The following is a 15,823-nucleotide window of genomic DNA, read 5'->3' on the forward strand; positions in this document are numbered from 1 at the left end:
CTACTTCTTCTTCGACTTTGCTTTGGTGCCGCCGGTTTTGGTTGTGCCAGATTTTACGGGCTCAGCCGGAGGCTCGGGAGAGATGGGGGCAGGGGCTGGGGGTGAGGTTCCTGTAGGCGCAGGTGTGGCCGGCGGTGCGCCTAATGGCGGCATGCTGCTCGCAGGCGGGCTGGTTGGAGATCCTGGAGCCGCAGGAGGCGGGATGGCAGTAGCGGGAGTTCCAGGTGAGGCAGTCGTAGTGGGGGCTGTGCCAGGGATTGCTGGTGCGGTGGTGGCTGTAGGCGCAGGAGGCGGCTCGGGCTTCTTGAACGGGTCCTCCCACGTATAGAGCTCGTAGCCTGCACCGAGACCGCCGACTTCTCCAATGAGCGAGAGGCATTTTTCCTTCCACTTCACAAGGTCGGGTGGCCCGCGCTCTTTATCCGCAGTGCCGGGGAAGATGAGATAGGTCACCTTGAGATCGCTCTCCGGGCGGATATAGGGGGTGGCCTTGGGGTTGATGGTCTTGGCCATGAGCAGAGAGGCCTCACCCATCTTGAAGCTGGGGCCGTAGTCACCGCAGATGGCGGGGTAGATTTTGCCTTCGTGAATGACGGCGGCGTAGTCGCCGATCTGCGGGGTGTGCTTGTTCTGGTCCGCATAGCCGCGGAAGAGCAAGGAGAGCACAATGAAGGGGTCTTTCTCCGCAATGAGGCTGCTGCGGGCTTTGAAATCGCTGATCTCGAGCTTGAGCTGGTCGATCATGACCTTCAGCTCCCGATTGCGCGCGGCGCTGAGTCCTTTCTTGGAAAATTCATCCTGTGCTTTTTGCAGGCGCTCCTCCCATTTGGCCTGCAGCGGGTTGGGCGTCTTGGAGGTCTTGGCCCAGGCGTAGCTGGTAAAGGGCTGGTAGTAATCCGAGAGGTAGATGTATTCATCCAGCGTGGGCATGCGGTCGCCGTCGGAGCCGTCGGCTACCACGTCCATCTCAGATTGGATGAGGAGGGCTCGGCGCTGGGTGGCAGGATGGGTCATCTCCAGGATGGTCTCGGTGTCATAGAAGTTGTGACGGTCCAGGATCTTGTTCAGGCGTGTGAGATCGTTCTGAACGCGGTGAGTCTTGTTTTCGTATAGCTTGTGGTAGAAGCCGCTGACCTTGGCGCTGCTGAGCATGGTCTCCAATCCCGGCAGCATGGTGGGCAGGTTCTTGTTGATACGCGAGAGTTCGGCCATCGTCTGGTTGGCCTTTGGTACACGAATGCTGAGCTGAAACTCCGCCTTGTAGGCTTCGGGGTCCAGACGCTCCAGGCTGGCAAAGCCGCCTTCCTCAGTGATGAGGTTGGTCTTGACGGTGATTCCATTGAAAAGCGTGGCCACGTCCACATCTTTGCGTGCGATGAACTTCTCCGGCAGCGGTGGCTGCACCTCGCGGATGACCTCCCTGGTCACTTCCTTGACCACAGGAACTTCTTTGATCACGTCCCGCAGCACATCGCGGGTGACGATGCGCTCTTTGGCCCCGCGTGCGGAAGCCACAATGTCCTGGATGCCGCGTTTGATCTTGCCCGCAAAGGGGGTGAAGGGCAGCACCAGCGCGGTGAGCAGAGTCAGCAAAAACACCGTGCGGATAAGCGAGCTGAGGCAGCCGCGCTTTTTGGGCGTCGGGCTGGCTGTGGCGGTGGACTGGCCGTCAGTGGCGGATTGAGGAGATTCCAAAGACATACGTGCGCTAAAATGTAACCACGTTTCAGCGCCGTGGCGAGCGCGTCGTCATCGTCAGCCTTCCTCCAGGCGGCCTTCCTTGAGGATAAGCCGGCGGTCTCCACGCTTGGCCAGGGTCTGGTCATGCGTGACCACGACGAGGGTCTTTTTAGCCTCGTCCACCACTTGCATGAGCATGTCGATCACGCCGCCACCGGTGCTGGCGTCGAGATTTCCGGTAGGCTCGTCGGCGTAGATGATGCCGGGATTGTTGATCAGAGCGCGGGCAATGGCCACACGCTGCTGCTCGCCGCCAGAGAGTTCGGTGGGCAGATGCTGCAGGCGTGCGCTCAGGCCCACCTTGTCCAGCAGTTCGCGGGCGCGGGCCTCGGCCTTGCGGCCGCCGATCATGGAGGGCAGCATCACATTTTCCAATGCAGTGAGTTCTGGCAGCAGGAAGTAATGCTGAAAGACGAAGCCCATGACCTGGTTACGCGTACGTGCGCGCTCTTCCGCAGCGGTGTGATAGAGCGAGCGCCCGTGCACCATCACATCTCCGGAGGTGGGCTGCTCCAGGCCGCCGAGCACGTAGAGCAGGGTGGTCTTGCCCGCGCCGGACTGGCCGCAGAGAAAAACCTTCTCCCCAGCAGCGACTTCGAGATTCACCCCCTTTAGCACCGGCAGGTCATGCCCGGCGAGGTGGTAGGTACGATGCACATCCTGTGCGGCGAGTGGGGCGGCTTGCTGGCTCATGAAAAAGAGGTAAGCATACGCTCCGCAGATGCCACGCGGCGTCAAGGCATGATGCCCGCTAGTGTACGCTGCCGCAGCGCCTCATACATGACAATGCCGGCAGCAGTGGCCAGATTCAGGCTGCGGGTGCCCTGCATGGGAATGCTCAGGCACTGCTCCGTGCGGATGACGGAGGGCGGGATGCCACGTGTCTCCGGGCCAAAGACGAGATAGAGATCCTCAGCGGAGAGGCTGGTGTCCCAGTAGGTTTTTTCACCCTGGCACTCGATGAAATAGAGGACTGCATCCAGGGGCATGGAGGTGCGCAGATCCTCCCAGCGCTCCCACACGTGCACGTCCACTTCCTGCCAGTAGTCCAGCCCGGCGCGTTTGAGCTGCTTGTCGTCCAGGCTGAAGCCCAGCGGCTTGATCAGGTGAAGTCGCGCTCCGGCTGCCAGGCAAAGCCGACCGATCGCCCCCGTATTGTGTGGGATCTCCGGCTGGAAGAGGACGATGTGCAGCATCGTTCGTGCAACTCAGCCTTTAAAAACGAAGAACTTCCGGCACACGAAATTCACCATCGTGGAGGAAACGATGAGCAGAAGCTGCGCCGCCAGGGTGCTGATGCCGTACATCTTGATGAGCAGCGGCCCTGAGAGAAGACCGATGGTGAAGCCTGTGGTGCTTACCGCTGTGAAGTAGATGAACTCCAGGACGCGGTGGTGACGCCCCGGGGTGAAGACCCAGAGGGAATTGGTCACATAAGCAAAGATGTTCCCGAAGAAGAAGGAGATGAGGTTGTTGTACGTGCTGTTGAGCGCGCGCACCTCGTTGGGCAGGCTGCTGTCCAAGGCTGGAAACATGCCCCACTTGGAAAGGGCCACAAAGATCGCCGTGGTGACAGTCAGCGAGCCTACACCGCAAATGGTGTATTTGATGAACTGAATGAAGGGATGCGTGTCGCGAGAGTTCAGTCTCGCAAGAATGGAACGCCAGCTGTTTTCACGGAAAAATTGAAGAGCCTCACCGATTTTTGTCATCGAGTGAGGCTCTCCGGGGATTGCTGCTGTGCAAGCAAATGATGCGACTACTAGTAGTAACGGTAGTTGCCGTTGTTGTCGTAGTAACCGCCGCGTTGAGGAGGCGGTCCCTGACGCCAGTTGCCACGGTTGTCATAGTAGCCGCCCTGCTGCTGAGGCGGAGGGGGCTGTTGGCCGTAGCCGTATCCATTGCGCTGGTCGCGGGCATTGCCGAGAGCATTGCCGCCGAGAGCGCCGAGAGCGCCGCCGATGGCCGCGCCTTCCAGCCCGCGGTGGCTCTGGGAGCCAATGATGCCGCCGACAGCGGCACCACCCAAGGCACCAAGCACAGAACCAGTCTGCGCGTTAGGGCCCGTGGCACACGAAACAAGCGAGAGCGCGGAGAGAGCAGTAATGAGGGTGTTTTTCATGTCGTTTCGATTTCAGGAGTAATACGAATCGGACGCGATGTAGAGCACGATTTAGTAGTAGTACCCGCGACGACGCTGGTCCTTGGCATTGCCGATGGCATTGCCGCCCAGTGCGCCGAGTGCGCCGCCGATAGCGGCACCTTCAAGACCGCGACCGCTCTGGGAGCCGATGATACCGCCGACAGCAGCGCCGCCGAGTCCGCCGATGACGGCTCCCTGCTGAGCAGCAGGTCCGGAGGCGCAGGAAGTGATGGTAGCAGCAGTAACGATGGAGAGGAGGATGTGTTTCATAGGAGTGTGTGTTGTGCTGTCAAAGCAATCAGCTTTGTCGCAAAATAGGCTCCAATTGTTCATAAAGAAAAGAAAATTCCTACGCTCTGGCGCAAGTTTCTATTCTGAATGAGCGCTTTGCTTTCGGTTGTCCGGACCGGGTTTCTTTATTTGACGGGCTTTGCGCCTGCGATTACAAACCGCCCCGTCCCCCGATTTCATCTCCTTTTATGCAAGTGCGTTTTCTACTTCGTAGCCTATTGGCCGTTTCATTTTTCAGTTTCGTAGCACAGCCTGTGCGTGCTGAGCAGCTTCCCTCCGACCACCCATGCGCCGGAATGGTGAAGAAATATCTGGCTGCTGTGGTGCAGCAAGATTGGAAAACTGCGGCACAGATGCTGCTTCCTTCTTCCCTGGAACGCCGCCAGCGGGAAACCGTCAGCATCATCAAATCCGCCCCGACCATGACCGACGAGGAAAACATGCTCGCCGGATACAACGTGAAGGGTGTTGGCGATCTGGAAAAGATGACTCCGCAGGAATTCTACCAAGTGGACCGTGAAGCGTGGCACAAGAAGCTCAAGCTGACTCCTGAGGCCACCAAGCGTAAGCAGGAAACCCTCAAAATCACTGTCCTCGGTCTCGCAGAAGAAAAGGACAAGGGTTACGTGCATGTAACTGTGCGCACCTCACAGGAGACACTCACCGACCGTATCGAGGAGCTCTTCCTCATTTCGTTCGTGCCGGATCCTGCGAATCCGAAGAATTACCTGATCTCTCCTGAGATGAAGGACCGCCCTGTCATCACTCCGCTGGATGGCTCGGCTCCCAAGGAGTAATTCTCCAGTGCAGCAGCGCACGCAGCTCGGCCAGTCGCACTTTGCCGAGCTCACTGCGCGGTATGGCTGACACAAACCGCACATCAAGAATCTGTTCGAAGGGCCTCAACGTTTCGTTGAGGCCCTTTTGCATTTGGGTGGCTTCGTCGTCATTGATGCCGCTTACGACGAGAACGAGGCGGCTTTCTTTGCGGCTGTCGGGGACATCGCACACTGCTGCATCAGCATGCTGCACTCCCAAGCTAAGTTTTAACGCCTCAATGCGATCCTGAATAGGACTGAGGGAGACGAGCTCTCCGAGGATTTTCACCATGCCCGCCTCACGTCCTATAAAGCGCAGAAAACGTGCTCCATCTGCTGCGGCGCTGATCTCGACGCGGTCTCGTGTGCGCAGACCTTCTTCAGGTATCGGCTCCCAGTGCCAGCGGCCTTTTTCAAAGATGGCGTAGCCTTGAGCGAGAGCAGGCCCTTGCACTGTAAGCACGCTCTCGGCATCGGTGCTTGCCTGCCATATCGGCAGCACCTCCAGCTCTGCGCCCGGCTGCGGCTGCACGGCCAGGGTGGAACCGGTTTCTGTCATGGCATAGGTGCGGTGCACCTGCCAGCCAAGGCCCAGGGCTGCGGCTTCAAGCTCGGCATTCAAGGCAGCGCCCCCTACCAGTACGGCACGCAAGGACTCGGGCGCACGCAATTGGGCTGACACGAGGTCAAAGATCTGCGTGGGCACCAGTGAAGCCAGCGTGGCACCTGTCTCTAGGCACTTTTGCACAAAGGCCCGCGCATTCCATTTGCCCTCCAGCCTCGTGATGGCGCTACCGCTGAGGTGCGCACGCACCAGGATGCCGAAGCCGCCCACATGATGCGTGGGCAGAGCGAGCAGCCAGTGGTCTTGAGCGGTGATGTGAAAATGCGTATTCACCGCGCGCGCGGAGATGCGCAGAGATTCCTTGGTCAGACCTACCCATTTTCGCGCTCCCTCGGTGCCGCTGGTTTGGAAAAAGCACCAGTCATGCGCCTGCAGTGTGTGCTTTGCATACGCCGCCAATGAGGCGCCTTCGGCCGTAGGTGCAGCCTCCGCGATGCACACACTACCGTCTGTCCAGAATTCTGGCCCGATTTTTACAAGCGTCTCCATGGCAGTGACTGCAAAACTTCTCCAAAGCCCAGGCCGCCTCCACTGCGGTCTGCCGTGAGGTGGCCACCGTGGGAGCTCACACGCTCAAAGAAGGCGTCTTTTTCAAACAGGTGCTCCGTGCACAAGCCGCAGAAGTCCAGCGACTGTCCTTCTGACAAAGCCACCGCCGCCTCGTAGGCTGCAAACATCTGCCCCAGGGCGTGATCCATGGCCGAGGTGAGCACCAGCGGGCTGTGTGGGTGCGTCTGCGCCACGGTGCGCCAGTCCCGCCGTGCGGGCTTCACCACCACAGCGTCAAAGCCCTGCGTGCCGTCTTTCCAGCCTTTGTCCAGAGCCAGCTTCACCCCCCAGCGCTGCCTCATGGACTCCCAGGCGGCGGCGTCATAGGGGAAGGGGTCTTCCACAAAATCCAGCGCACGGTACACACGCAGCGGCATGAACTCGATGAACTTCTCAAACGTCAGCCGGTCCAGCACGCCATTGAAGTCCACGCGCAGGCGTATGCCCTGGGCTTCGAAGCGTTTGGAGCAGGCTTCGAGAAAGCGTGTCGTCTCACCGTAGTTGGCAAAGCCCTTGGCTTTGATGGCGGGCCAGCCTTCTTCCAGTACGCGCTGCATCTGCGGCTCGGTGTCGCTGGCAAAGCTCCAGGAGTAGTGGCTGCGCGGTATTTCCAGCCCCTCAAACAGGCTCACGCCAGCCCGCCGCGCCGCGCCGTCGATCTCCGCACAGCGCAGCGCCATAGCCGTAACGGGTGTGGTCACACCCTCGCTGAGCAGGCGCAGCTGCTCCTCCACAGGCGCATCGCCAAACTCGGGCCAGGGGTGGATGCAGCCGTAGCCGCCATCCACGAAGATCAATGCCCCGGCAAAGACACGGCGCATGGACACCGCATTCAGCGCCACGCCGCTGCGCAGGAGGTATTCGTGGACGTAGATGGGCGAGGACATGGGAAGCACAGATCCTATACGTCATAGACGACGCTCCCGGCCTGTGCCAGAAGAGCCTTTCAGGTCATCACATTCCTCGTGGTCCGTTGGCGATGGCCCAGCTCATGAGGCCGGAGAAAGCCAGAAGCTGAGCACCGCTCATGGCCAGCAGGCGGTTGTGGCCCGGTCCGGGCGGCTGGGTGACAACCTTCCATGCAATCAGAAGACCGAGTGGCAGGGTGACGAGCGGCAGTGCAAAGGCACGCGGCCAGCCCTGCTGCCACCAGTAGATGCCTGCCGCATGCGCTGCCACCAGCAGCAGTACGATCTCTGTACGCGCAAAGCCCACGCCAAAGCGCACCGCCAGCGTCTTTTTGCCGGTCTGACCATCCTCGGCCACATCTCGCAGATTGTTGATGGCGATGAGCACGGTGCTCAGGCAGCCGATCTGGAATCCGGCCACCACAGCGGCCTCGCGCCACTCTCCCGTCTGCACAAAGACAGTGCCGGTTACCGCCACAAAGCCGAAGAACAAAATCACAAACAGCTCGCCCAGACCGCGATAGGCCAGCGGCACTGGTCCACCGGTGTAGCCAAAGCAGAAGTACAGCGATGGAATGCCGATGAAAAGGATGGGCAGCCCGCGCGCGGCAAAAAGCGGCAGCGCCAGCAGCGTGGCCACACCCAGCATGAGCCAGGCGGCCAGTTTGACCGTTCTGGCAGACGCCGCACCGCTGGCCGTGATGCGTCGTGGGCCGATGCGCGCCGCCGTGTCCGCTCCCTTGATGGAGTCCAGCGCGTCGTTGAAGAAATTCGTGGCCACCTGCAGCGCCCCACAGCTGCCCAGCGTGCAGAAGGCCAGCCACCCGTCAAAATGCCCCGAGATCCTGGCCCCCAGCGCACATCCCACCACCACAGGCGCGATGGCGGCTCCGAGGGTCTTGGGGCGTGCGGCGGCGATCCAGTCGAGAAGGTTGGGCATAAAGAGGAATAACAAATGCAGAGCCGAGCGAAGCGAGACAGACAGCCAAAGGCTGCCCAAAGGGTGAGCGAAGCGAATCAATGACGAATGACTGCGAGACCGCAATCAATTCGTCATTCGGAATCAGGCGTTCGTCCTTCTTATTTCGGCATCTCCACCTGCCCGTTCGACATCAGGTAGGAGATCAGGTTCTTCACGTTTTCATCTCCCAGCGCGGAGAGCAGGCCTTCGGGCATGAGCGACATTGGCAGCTGTTCCTGCTTTACGATCTGGGTGCGCTCGATGGTGATACGCTCAGCAGGCGTTTGCACGGTGAGGGTGCGCTCTGTCTGCTCGGGGATGACACCGGTGATGGTGCGGCCGTCTTTGAGATTGAGCACGCTCACGCGGAAGTCCGCAGGCACCACGGCGCTGGGGTCCAGGATGTTTTCGAGCAGGTACTTCAGGTTGTGGCGGTCGCTGCCGGTCAGTTCGGGGCCGATGGCACCGCCCTGGCCATACATCTTATGGCAGGCGCTGCACACGGCGGTGAAGAGCATGCGGCCTTTGGAGGGATCAGCCTTGGCCAGCGCATCTTTCGTCAGCAGTCCTTCCCATTTGGTGAACTCGGCCTTCTTCGCCTCTGGGGTGTCGCGGATCTCGCCCCAGGCTTCGACCAGCAGCTTGGTCACGGATTCATCACCCAGGCTGCGGATCTGACGTGCCTGGAAGGGGGAGAGCACGGAGGTGGGCACCTTTTTGTCACGCATGGCTTCCAGCAGCGCCTTGGCATAGCTGGCGCGTGTGGTCAGCGTGGCTACGGTGGCTGCTTGCTGCTCCTCGCTGCGGCCCGGCCAGGGATTCAGCATGGCCTTGGGGATGTTCGGGTCATCATATGCAGCCAGCGCCTTGCGTGCATCGGTGCCCAGCACCTTGTCATTGATCTGGCTGCGGATTACGGAGAGCAGCTCCGGCTTGGCGGTGCGGGTCAGGCTCTTGAAGGCATTGAGGCGTGCGTTGGCATCGCCGTCCGTGTTTTTCACGATGGCGATCAACTCGTCTGAGGCGCGGCCGCTGCCGAAGACCATGGATAGAGCCTGAATGCTGGAGGCGCGTGATTTGGCGTGTTCGGCGTCTCCAGTTTTGTCAGCAGAAGCCTTGGCCACAAACTCATCCCAGCCCTTCGGCTTCTTGGCGGAGCTGAAGCCATCGAGCCCGGCGGTGATGCCCGCGAGCACGTCTTCCTGCGCTTCGATGCTGTTCGTCATCAGCGCCACCAGCGCATCCACCGCTTCAGGCTTTGCCTCGATCATCTCCGCAATCCGGCGTGCCACCAGTCGGCGCACGGTGGGCAGCTTCGCTTCTTTGATCAATTCCACGCCCTTCATCGGATCTGCCGCCACGGCAGGCTCGATGCCATACCAGATCATGAGAGGCTGCTGACGGTCGTTGGCGTCTTCTTCGTGCTTGGCCAAAGCGGTGGCGATGGGCCAGCGGGATTCAATAGGTAGGCGCTGCATGTCAGATGCGGTATGCAGGCGCACAAGACCGTCTTTGCTGCCAGCGTCGGCAAGACCACACAGTGCGCGTGATGCAGGGCCTGTGCCGCTTTCATACTGCTTCTGCAGGTCCATGCGGGCCCACCAGTTGTTATCTGCGGTGCGCTCGCCCTTCTTCGACTCCCCGTATACAATCTTGTAAATGCGTCCGCTCGTCCGGTGCACGCCATCGTTGTCGTGGCATTCGCCGCCGTCGCTCCAGTCGGAGACGATCACGTTGCCATCTGGGCAGGTGAGGAGGTCGATGCCGCGGAACCACTTGTCCTTGGCCTTCATGAAATCAGGGGTGTGCTTGCCTACAAATCCGCAGCCCTGGCGCTCCAGCTTGTCCACGTTGATGCGGTTGCCATGCAGATTGCAGGTGAGCACGGCGCCTTGGTATTCCTTGGGCCACAGGCCGCCCTGGTAGATGAGCATGCCCACGTGCGCGTGGCCGCCGCCGAGTTCATCGGTCTTGGGGCTGGCACCACCTTTGCGGATGGTGTCCCACTTCTCGGAACCGCTGTCCCAGTGGAAGTGATCGGCGGTTTGCTCGATGATTTCATACACATGCGGGTTCAGATGCGTGCCAAACATTCGGCGGTAGTACGCGCCGGGGATGGCGTGCCAGAGGTGGCCGATCACCGTATTGATGAAAAAGAGCTCACCATCTGCTGTCCAGTCATGGCCCCAGGAGTTGGTGCCGCCGTGGCAGACGGTTTCCAGAATCTTCTGCGTGGGGTGGTAGCGCCAGATGGCGCAGTTCATTCGCACGCGCTTGTCCGCAGGCGTGCCGGGAGCGCCTACGCTTGAGGTGTCGGTGATGCCGTGGCGGCCATACAGCCAGCCGTCCGGGCCCCAACGAAGGCCGTTGACGATGTTGTGGCCGATGGTCTTCACATTGAATCCATCCAGCAGCACCTCGGGCTCGCCATCGGGGATGTCGTCACCGTTTTTGTCAGCGATGAAGCTCAGTGTGCCGTTGTTTAGCACCCACACGCCGCCGTAGCCGATCTCCACGCTGGTCAGGTAGCTGCCGCCTTCCCAGAATACCTTGCGGCCGTCGTGTTTGCCATCGCCGTCCTTGTCTTCCAGAATGATGATGCGGTCCCGGAGTTTGGTGTCCCAGCGCATGGGGTTCTCCGCATAGGTGTAGTTTTCCGCCACCCAGAGGCGGCCCTTGCTGTCCCAGCTCATGGCAATGGGCTGCTGCACATCCGGCTCCGCGGCAAACACCACGCACTTAAAGCCCTTCGGCAGCTCCATCGTCCGCGCCACCTCCTCGGCCGGCATGGGGTCGCCCTTCTCGGTGTTGAAGGGTTTGGGAAACTCCTCCGCGTGCAGGGCGGAGATGAAGGCAAGGCAGGAGAGCAGCGTGATCGGGCGCATGGAGGTTCTTTGAATCGGGGAAGACTAAATCGCAAACAGGAAGGCAAAGCTGGCAGGAAAAGCGCAGGCTACATATTTTGAATCCAATTGAAAGGATGGCTTGCGGCGTTGCAGCGGCGTTGATCTCTGATGCATGGAATCGCTCGTCTGGCGCGTTTCCTGCATTACCATTCCCCCATGCGCCCGGTTTACCTTTTGCTACTCACCAGCCTGCTGCTTGGTCAGGCGCACGCGGCTTCCAAACCGAAGGTGCCTGCTTCGGCCACCAAGCCCGCTGCACCCGCAGCCCGCACCGCTGCCGAGCTGGCAGCGGCCATCCGCCCATCTTTGGTAAAGATCACCCAGATCGGGCGCGAGGGCACGGACGGCATCGGCTCCGGCTTTGTGGTCAGCGAGGACGGGCTCATCGCCACCAATCTGCACGTCATTGGAGAGGCCCGCAGGCTTCAGATCGAGATGCACGATGGCAAGACCCACGATGTCTCCGTGGTACAGGCCAGCGACAATCACCACGATCTCGCTTTGCTCAAAATCGAGGCCAAGGGGCTCAAGCCGCTGCCTCTGGGAGACTCCAGCAAGGTGCAGCAGGGAGAGCCCATTGTGGCCATGGGCGCGCCTGAGGGGCTGGCCTTCAGCATCGTGCAGGGTGTGCTCTCCGCCACGCGCGAGGTGGACGGGCTGGAGATGCTGCAGGTGGCCGTGCCTATCGAAAAAGGAAACAGCGGCGGCCCGCTGCTGGACATGCAGGGCAGGGTGCTAGGCCTCCTGACGCTGAAGTCCCTCAAGACGGACAATCTCGGCTTTGCCATGCCGGTGAATGAGCTCAAAAACCTCATCGAAAAGCCGAACCCGGTGCCCATGTCCCGCTGGCTCACGATCGGCGCGCTAAATCCCAAACTGTGGCACTCGCACCTGGGGGCGCAGTGGACGCAGCATGCCGGGGTGATCCGCTCCGAATTTCCCGGCTCTGGCTTTGGCGGGCGTGCGCTGTGCCTTTCCACACAGAAGGTCCCGGAAGAGACCTTTGAGATCGCAGCCACGGTGAAGATGGATGATGAATCCGGCGCTGCGGGCCTGACCTTCTGCTCCGATGGCGGGGACAAGCACTATGGTTTTTACCCCTCAGGAGGAAAGCTGCGCCTCACCCGCTTCAACGGCCCCGATGTGTATTCCTGGACCATTCTGGCCGATGTGCCCAGCGATGCCTATAAATCCGGCGACTGGAACACCTTGCGCGTGCGCGTGGAGCCAGAGCGAATCGTCTGCTATGTGAATGGAAAGCAGGTCATCGAGAGCGACGACACCGGTATTCGCGCTGGTGCAGCCGGATTGTGCAAATTCCGGACGACAGTGGCGGAGTTTCGCAATTTCCGCATCGGCACCGATCTGGCTGAGAAGCCGCTGCAGCCCGAACTGGCCTCCCGGCTGCGCTCCAAGGTGCAGGAGTATGTGGCCACTGCCGCCACGACGGACCAGACTCTCGAAGGCCTGCTGGAAAATCCCGGGGCTGCACGCCGCGTGCTGGTGGAGCAGCGCCGCAGGCTGGAGGAGGAAGCCGTCAGGCTGCGAGATCTGGAGCGCGAGCTGCACCGCCGCGCCATGACCAAGGACATCCTCGCAGAGTTGGCCAAGCCTGAGCCTGAGATCAACCTGCTGCGCTGCTCCCTGCTGCTGGCGCGGCATGACAATCCAGAGATCGACATCAGCACTTACATGAGCAGCTTCAAAGCCATGGTGCTGGATCTCAAGGATGACCCTGAGATTAAGAAGGGCACCATTGCAGCGGTGAAACGCCTGAATCGTTACCTGTTTGAGGAGAACGGATTCCATGGCAGCCGTGGCGACTACAGCAACCGCTCCAACAGCTACCTGAATGAAGTCATCGATGACCGAGAGGGGCTGCCCATCACGCTGAGTGTGCTCTACATCGAGCTGGCATCTGCCTTGGGGGTGCAGGGCGTCTTCGGCGTGCCGCTGCCGGGGAAGTTCATGGTGGGCTATCGCGATGGTCCAGAGGGCGAGCTGCAACTGGTGGATGTCTTTGAGCATGGCAAGCTCGTCACCGTGGAGCAGGCGGCACTGGATCTGACCGAAGATGGCCGCTTTCCCGAGGCTGCGCTGGCCCCCACCACCAAGCAGGCCATCCTGCTGCGCATGCTGCGGAACCTCATGAGCAGCGTCTTTGACGACAGCCGCTCCCTGCGTGATTCACTGCCGTATCTGAACCTCGTGCTGGCCATTGATCCCCAGGCCGCCGCCGAGCGCCTGACCCGCGCACAGATGCGCCAGCGCCTTGGCGAAAAAGCCGGTGCCCGCGAAGACGTGGGCTGGCTGATCCAGAACTTCCCCGAAGACGGCCCGCCGGAGCTCATGCAGCAGCTAGACCGCTGGATGCAGTCTTTGCGGGAGTAGTCTTTCCTCTCACCTCCTTGCTCATGGCCGAAGGCGCACTAGCATGCGGTCGCATGCTGAAACACCTCCTCCTGCTCTGCTGCCTTTTCGTGGCCGGGGTCCGCGCTCAGGACACCGGACCGGCCAAGAATGATCCCTCGGTGCCGAAGGATCGCGACACGATTCTGCGCATCCAGATCTTTTTGGACAAGCACCTCTACGGCCCAGGCAAGCTGGATGGCGCGGTGGGAGAGTTCACCTACAAGGCGGTGGTGAACTACAACTACGCCCACGGCTTCAAGGACATCTACAACTGGGCGCGCATCCAGGAAGCTGCTGAGGCCGAGGTGCCCGTGGTCTATGCCGCCTTTAAGATCCAGCCCGTACTGGTGAAGTACGTCACCACCGAGCTGCCAGAGGACTATGAAAAAGCCTCGGCCTACCCCTACATGGCCTACCGCAGCATGCTGGAGCTGATCGCCGAGCGCTTTCACACAGACGAGTCCTTCGTGGCTGTGCTCAATCCCAAGAAGGACCTCTCCGCGCTGAAGCCCGGTGACATTGTCGTGGTGCCAAACGTGAAGTCCTTCCGCATCGAGGACATCAAGCCCATGCAGGGCTTCAAGGCAGATCCTGCACTCAGTGCACGCACCATCGTGGTGGACACCACGGAGCGCATGGCGGCGGTGTATGATGACAAGGAGGTCATGCTGGCGGCCTTTCCCATCACACCGGGCAAGCCGCAGTTCATCCCCGTGGGCACGTGGAAGGTGCAGAGCATGGTGACCACGCCCACCTTTCGCTACGACAAGCAGTTTCTGGAGGAAGGCGTGCGCGGGGAGGAAGCCTTTCAAATCCCGCCGGGTCCCAACAGCCCCATCGGTGTGATCTGGTGCGGACTGAGCAAATCGGGCATCGGCCTGCACGGCACGGCACAGCCGCGCACCATCGGACGCACCCGCAGCGCCGGGTGTGTGCGCTTTGCCAACTGGGACGCCATACGCCTGCCCACTCTTATCCGGCCAGGAACGCGGGTGATCGTGCGTTAATCTCTCACCATGCGCATCCTCATCGCCGGTCTCTTTCATGAGACCCACACCTTTCTCGACGGTCTCACCACGCTCTCTGATTTCCAAATCCGGCGCGGTGAGGAGCTGTGGGGCAGCAAGGGTGACTCCTCGCCGCTGGGTGGTGTGCTGGAGCTGGCGGATGAATATGGCTGGCAGATGATCCCCGCCACCGACTACCGCGCGCAGCCTTCGGCCACTGTGGCTGACGAGGTGATCGAGCAGTTTTGGAAGGATCTCGAGCCTGCTGTGGCGAGGGCAGATTACGACGCCATCTACCTCGTGCTGCATGGGGCCATGGTCTCTCAGACGATCTTGGATGTGGAAGGGGAAATCCTCCGCCGCCTGCGCACACACACGAGCGTACCCATCTTTGGCGTCTTTGATCTGCACGCTAATTTCTCCCCGCAGATGGCCGCGCTGGCAGACTGCCTCGTGGGCTACCGCGAAAATCCGCACACCGATGCTCGTGAGGCGGGCCTCATCGCCGCGCGGCTGCTGCAGCGCTGCCTCACCACAGGGCAGCGCCCGCGTATGCAGCTCCACCAGCCTGGCCTTAACTGGCCACCTACTGGCACAGCCACGGCGGCAGATCCCATGCTCACGCTGGAGCGCATGGCGCGTGAGTTTGAGGGAGCGGATGAATCGCTCTGGGCCATGAACATCGTCGCCGGATTCAGCTTTGCCGACACACCGGACACCGGCGTGAGCTTTGTGGCCTGCACCACGGCAGATGCCACGCCGCAATTGGAGGCGCTGGCGCAGACTGCACAGAAACTCACGCACTTGGGACAGATCACCGACCCATCTGCTGACGAGGTGCTGGTGCAGCTCAAGCCCCAGCCTTCGGGCCTCACCGTGCTGGTGGAGCCTGCCGACAACATCGGCGGCGGTGCACCTGGAGACTGCACAGGGCTGCTGCGTGCGCTCATTCGCCACGGTATTCAAGATGCCGCCATCTGCATCGCCGATCACGAATCAGTGGAGGCTCTGGCTGCTGGAGAGCGCACGATCAAACTCGGCGGCAAAGGCAGCCGCCTTGACCCTGGCCCGCTGGAGCTGGAGGTGGAACTCGTGGCGCTCCATGACGATGGCCGCTTTGAACTGGAGGATAAAAACAGCCATCTCGCCAGCATGTGCGGGGATGTCTTCGACATGGGCCGCTGCGCTGTGGTGCGGCATGCAGGCATCACCATTCTCATCACCAGCGTGAAGACGCCGCCCTTCGATCTCGGCCAGTGGCACAGCCGGGGCATTGCCGTGGAAAAGCTCTCCGTCGTGGCCGTCAAAGCCGCCGTGGCCCACCGCCGCGCCTATGACAAAATCGCCGCCCGCATGCTTTGGGTGGATACGCCTGGACCATGCAGCAGCAATCTGAAGGCGCTGCCATACAGGCATTTAAAGCGCGACTGATTGAAGCAGGCAGCAGATGGCGGTGCATTTCT

At 60.9% G+C, this 15,823-nt stretch carries 14 protein-coding genes; 4 read left to right on the forward strand and 10 right to left on the reverse strand.

Annotated features, from left to right (window positions below; genetic code table 11):
- Genes HNQ65_RS01235 through HNQ65_RS01260 form a run of 6 tightly spaced genes read right to left on the reverse strand, consistent with a single transcriptional unit; the run spans window position 1 to window position 4,153 of the window.
- On the reverse strand, window positions 1-1,701 hold the full coding sequence (locus HNQ65_RS01235; RefSeq protein ID WP_184337568.1) for a glycoside hydrolase family 75 protein: 1,701 nt from the start codon (window positions 1,699-1,701) through the stop codon (window positions 1-3).
- 54 nt (window positions 1,702-1,755) lie between these two features.
- Window positions 1,756-2,433 (reverse strand): ABC transporter ATP-binding protein, encoded by a 678-nt coding sequence (locus tag HNQ65_RS01240; protein WP_184337570.1) that lies wholly within the window; start codon window positions 2,431-2,433, stop codon window positions 1,756-1,758.
- 41 nt (window positions 2,434-2,474) lie between these two features.
- Window positions 2,475-2,936 (reverse strand): tRNA (cytidine(34)-2'-O)-methyltransferase, encoded by a 462-nt coding sequence (locus tag HNQ65_RS01245; protein ID WP_184337572.1) that lies wholly within the window; start codon window positions 2,934-2,936, stop codon window positions 2,475-2,477.
- A gap of 12 nt (window positions 2,937-2,948) precedes the next feature.
- Entirely contained in the window at window positions 2,949-3,452 is a 504-nt protein-coding gene (locus HNQ65_RS01250) for a GtrA family protein (RefSeq protein WP_184337574.1), read from the reverse strand.
- 50 nt (window positions 3,453-3,502) lie between these two features.
- Entirely contained in the window at window positions 3,503-3,862 is a 360-nt protein-coding gene (locus tag HNQ65_RS01255; RefSeq protein WP_184337575.1) for a glycine zipper domain-containing protein, read from the reverse strand.
- A gap of 51 nt (window positions 3,863-3,913) precedes the next feature.
- A complete protein-coding gene (locus tag HNQ65_RS01260) occupies window positions 3,914-4,153 on the reverse strand; it encodes a glycine zipper domain-containing protein (protein ID WP_184337577.1) in 240 nt (79 codons plus the stop codon).
- Between the two features lie 317 nt (window positions 4,154-4,470).
- Between HNQ65_RS01260 and HNQ65_RS01265 the strand changes: the two genes are divergently transcribed.
- Window positions 4,471-4,971 carry a hypothetical protein gene (locus tag HNQ65_RS01265; protein ID WP_184337578.1) on the forward strand — a complete coding sequence of 167 codons (501 nt, stop codon included), beginning with the start codon at window positions 4,471-4,473 and terminating at the stop codon, window positions 4,969-4,971.
- Here HNQ65_RS01265 and HNQ65_RS01270 read toward each other — a convergent pair.
- The 4 genes from HNQ65_RS01270 to HNQ65_RS01285 form a co-directional block, all read right to left on the reverse strand.
- Complete coding sequence (locus HNQ65_RS01270; protein ID WP_184337580.1) at window positions 4,937-6,106, reverse strand: AMP-binding protein; 1,170 nt, start codon at window positions 6,104-6,106, stop codon at window positions 4,937-4,939. The two genes, HNQ65_RS01265 and HNQ65_RS01270, sit on opposite strands and share 35 nt — an antisense overlap.
- A complete protein-coding gene (locus tag HNQ65_RS01275; RefSeq protein ID WP_184337582.1) occupies window positions 6,091-7,053 on the reverse strand; it encodes a mandelate racemase/muconate lactonizing enzyme family protein in 963 nt (320 codons plus the stop codon). Before HNQ65_RS01275 ends, HNQ65_RS01270 begins: the two co-directional genes overlap by 16 nt.
- Window positions 7,054-7,120: 67 nt before the next feature.
- Window positions 7,121-8,014 carry a 1,4-dihydroxy-2-naphthoate octaprenyltransferase gene (gene menA, locus HNQ65_RS01280; protein WP_184337584.1) on the reverse strand — a complete coding sequence of 298 codons (894 nt, stop codon included), beginning with the start codon at window positions 8,012-8,014 and terminating at the stop codon, window positions 7,121-7,123.
- Window positions 8,015-8,154: 140 nt separating this feature from the next.
- Entirely contained in the window at window positions 8,155-10,920 is a 2,766-nt protein-coding gene (locus tag HNQ65_RS01285; protein WP_184337585.1) for a PVC-type heme-binding CxxCH protein, read from the reverse strand.
- Window positions 10,921-11,097: 177 nt separating this feature from the next.
- On the opposite strand from HNQ65_RS01285, the gene HNQ65_RS01290 reads away from it, so the two are divergent.
- Genes HNQ65_RS01290 through HNQ65_RS01300 form a run of 3 tightly spaced genes read left to right on the forward strand, consistent with a single transcriptional unit; the run spans window position 11,098 to window position 15,791 of the window.
- Entirely contained in the window at window positions 11,098-13,332 is a 2,235-nt protein-coding gene (locus tag HNQ65_RS01290; RefSeq protein ID WP_184337587.1) for a trypsin-like peptidase domain-containing protein, read from the forward strand.
- Between the two features lie 53 nt (window positions 13,333-13,385).
- Window positions 13,386-14,360 carry a L,D-transpeptidase gene (locus tag HNQ65_RS01295; RefSeq protein ID WP_184337589.1) on the forward strand — a complete coding sequence of 325 codons (975 nt, stop codon included), beginning with the start codon at window positions 13,386-13,388 and terminating at the stop codon, window positions 14,358-14,360.
- Between the two features lie 9 nt (window positions 14,361-14,369).
- Window positions 14,370-15,791 carry a M81 family metallopeptidase gene (locus HNQ65_RS01300; RefSeq protein ID WP_184337591.1) on the forward strand — a complete coding sequence of 474 codons (1,422 nt, stop codon included), beginning with the start codon at window positions 14,370-14,372 and terminating at the stop codon, window positions 15,789-15,791.
- Window positions 15,792-15,823 lie beyond the last annotated feature (32 nt).

It is taken from the genome of Prosthecobacter vanneervenii, assembly GCF_014203095.1.
Classification (GTDB): domain Bacteria; phylum Verrucomicrobiota; class Verrucomicrobiia; order Verrucomicrobiales; family Verrucomicrobiaceae; genus Prosthecobacter; species Prosthecobacter vanneervenii.

Coding starts and splice junctions, on each gene's coding strand:
- HNQ65_RS01235 (WP_184337568.1), bottom strand. CDS start 1,701: ATGTCTTTGGAATCTCCTCAATCCGCCACTGACGGCCAGTCCACCGCC.
- HNQ65_RS01240 (WP_184337570.1), bottom strand. CDS start 2,433: ATGAGCCAGCAAGCCGCCCCACTCGCCGCACAGGATGTGCATCGTACC.
- HNQ65_RS01245 (WP_184337572.1), bottom strand. CDS start 2,936: ATGCTGCACATCGTCCTCTTCCAGCCGGAGATCCCACACAATACGGGG.
- HNQ65_RS01250 (WP_184337574.1), bottom strand. CDS start 3,452: ATGACAAAAATCGGTGAGGCTCTTCAATTTTTCCGTGAAAACAGCTGG.
- HNQ65_RS01255 (WP_184337575.1), bottom strand. CDS start 3,862: ATGAAAAACACCCTCATTACTGCTCTCTCCGCGCTCTCGCTTGTTTCG.
- HNQ65_RS01260 (WP_184337577.1), bottom strand. CDS start 4,153: ATGAAACACATCCTCCTCTCCATCGTTACTGCTGCTACCATCACTTCC.
- HNQ65_RS01265 (WP_184337578.1), top strand. CDS start 4,471: ATGGTGAAGAAATATCTGGCTGCTGTGGTGCAGCAAGATTGGAAAACT.
- HNQ65_RS01270 (WP_184337580.1), bottom strand. CDS start 6,106: ATGGAGACGCTTGTAAAAATCGGGCCAGAATTCTGGACAGACGGTAGT.
- HNQ65_RS01275 (WP_184337582.1), bottom strand. CDS start 7,053: ATGTCCTCGCCCATCTACGTCCACGAATACCTCCTGCGCAGCGGCGTG.
- menA (WP_184337584.1), bottom strand. CDS start 8,014: ATGCCCAACCTTCTCGACTGGATCGCCGCCGCACGCCCCAAGACCCTC.
- HNQ65_RS01285 (WP_184337585.1), bottom strand. CDS start 10,920: ATGCGCCCGATCACGCTGCTCTCCTGCCTTGCCTTCATCTCCGCCCTG.
- HNQ65_RS01290 (WP_184337587.1), top strand. CDS start 11,098: ATGCGCCCGGTTTACCTTTTGCTACTCACCAGCCTGCTGCTTGGTCAG.
- HNQ65_RS01295 (WP_184337589.1), top strand. CDS start 13,386: ATGCTGAAACACCTCCTCCTGCTCTGCTGCCTTTTCGTGGCCGGGGTC.
- HNQ65_RS01300 (WP_184337591.1), top strand. CDS start 14,370: ATGCGCATCCTCATCGCCGGTCTCTTTCATGAGACCCACACCTTTCTC.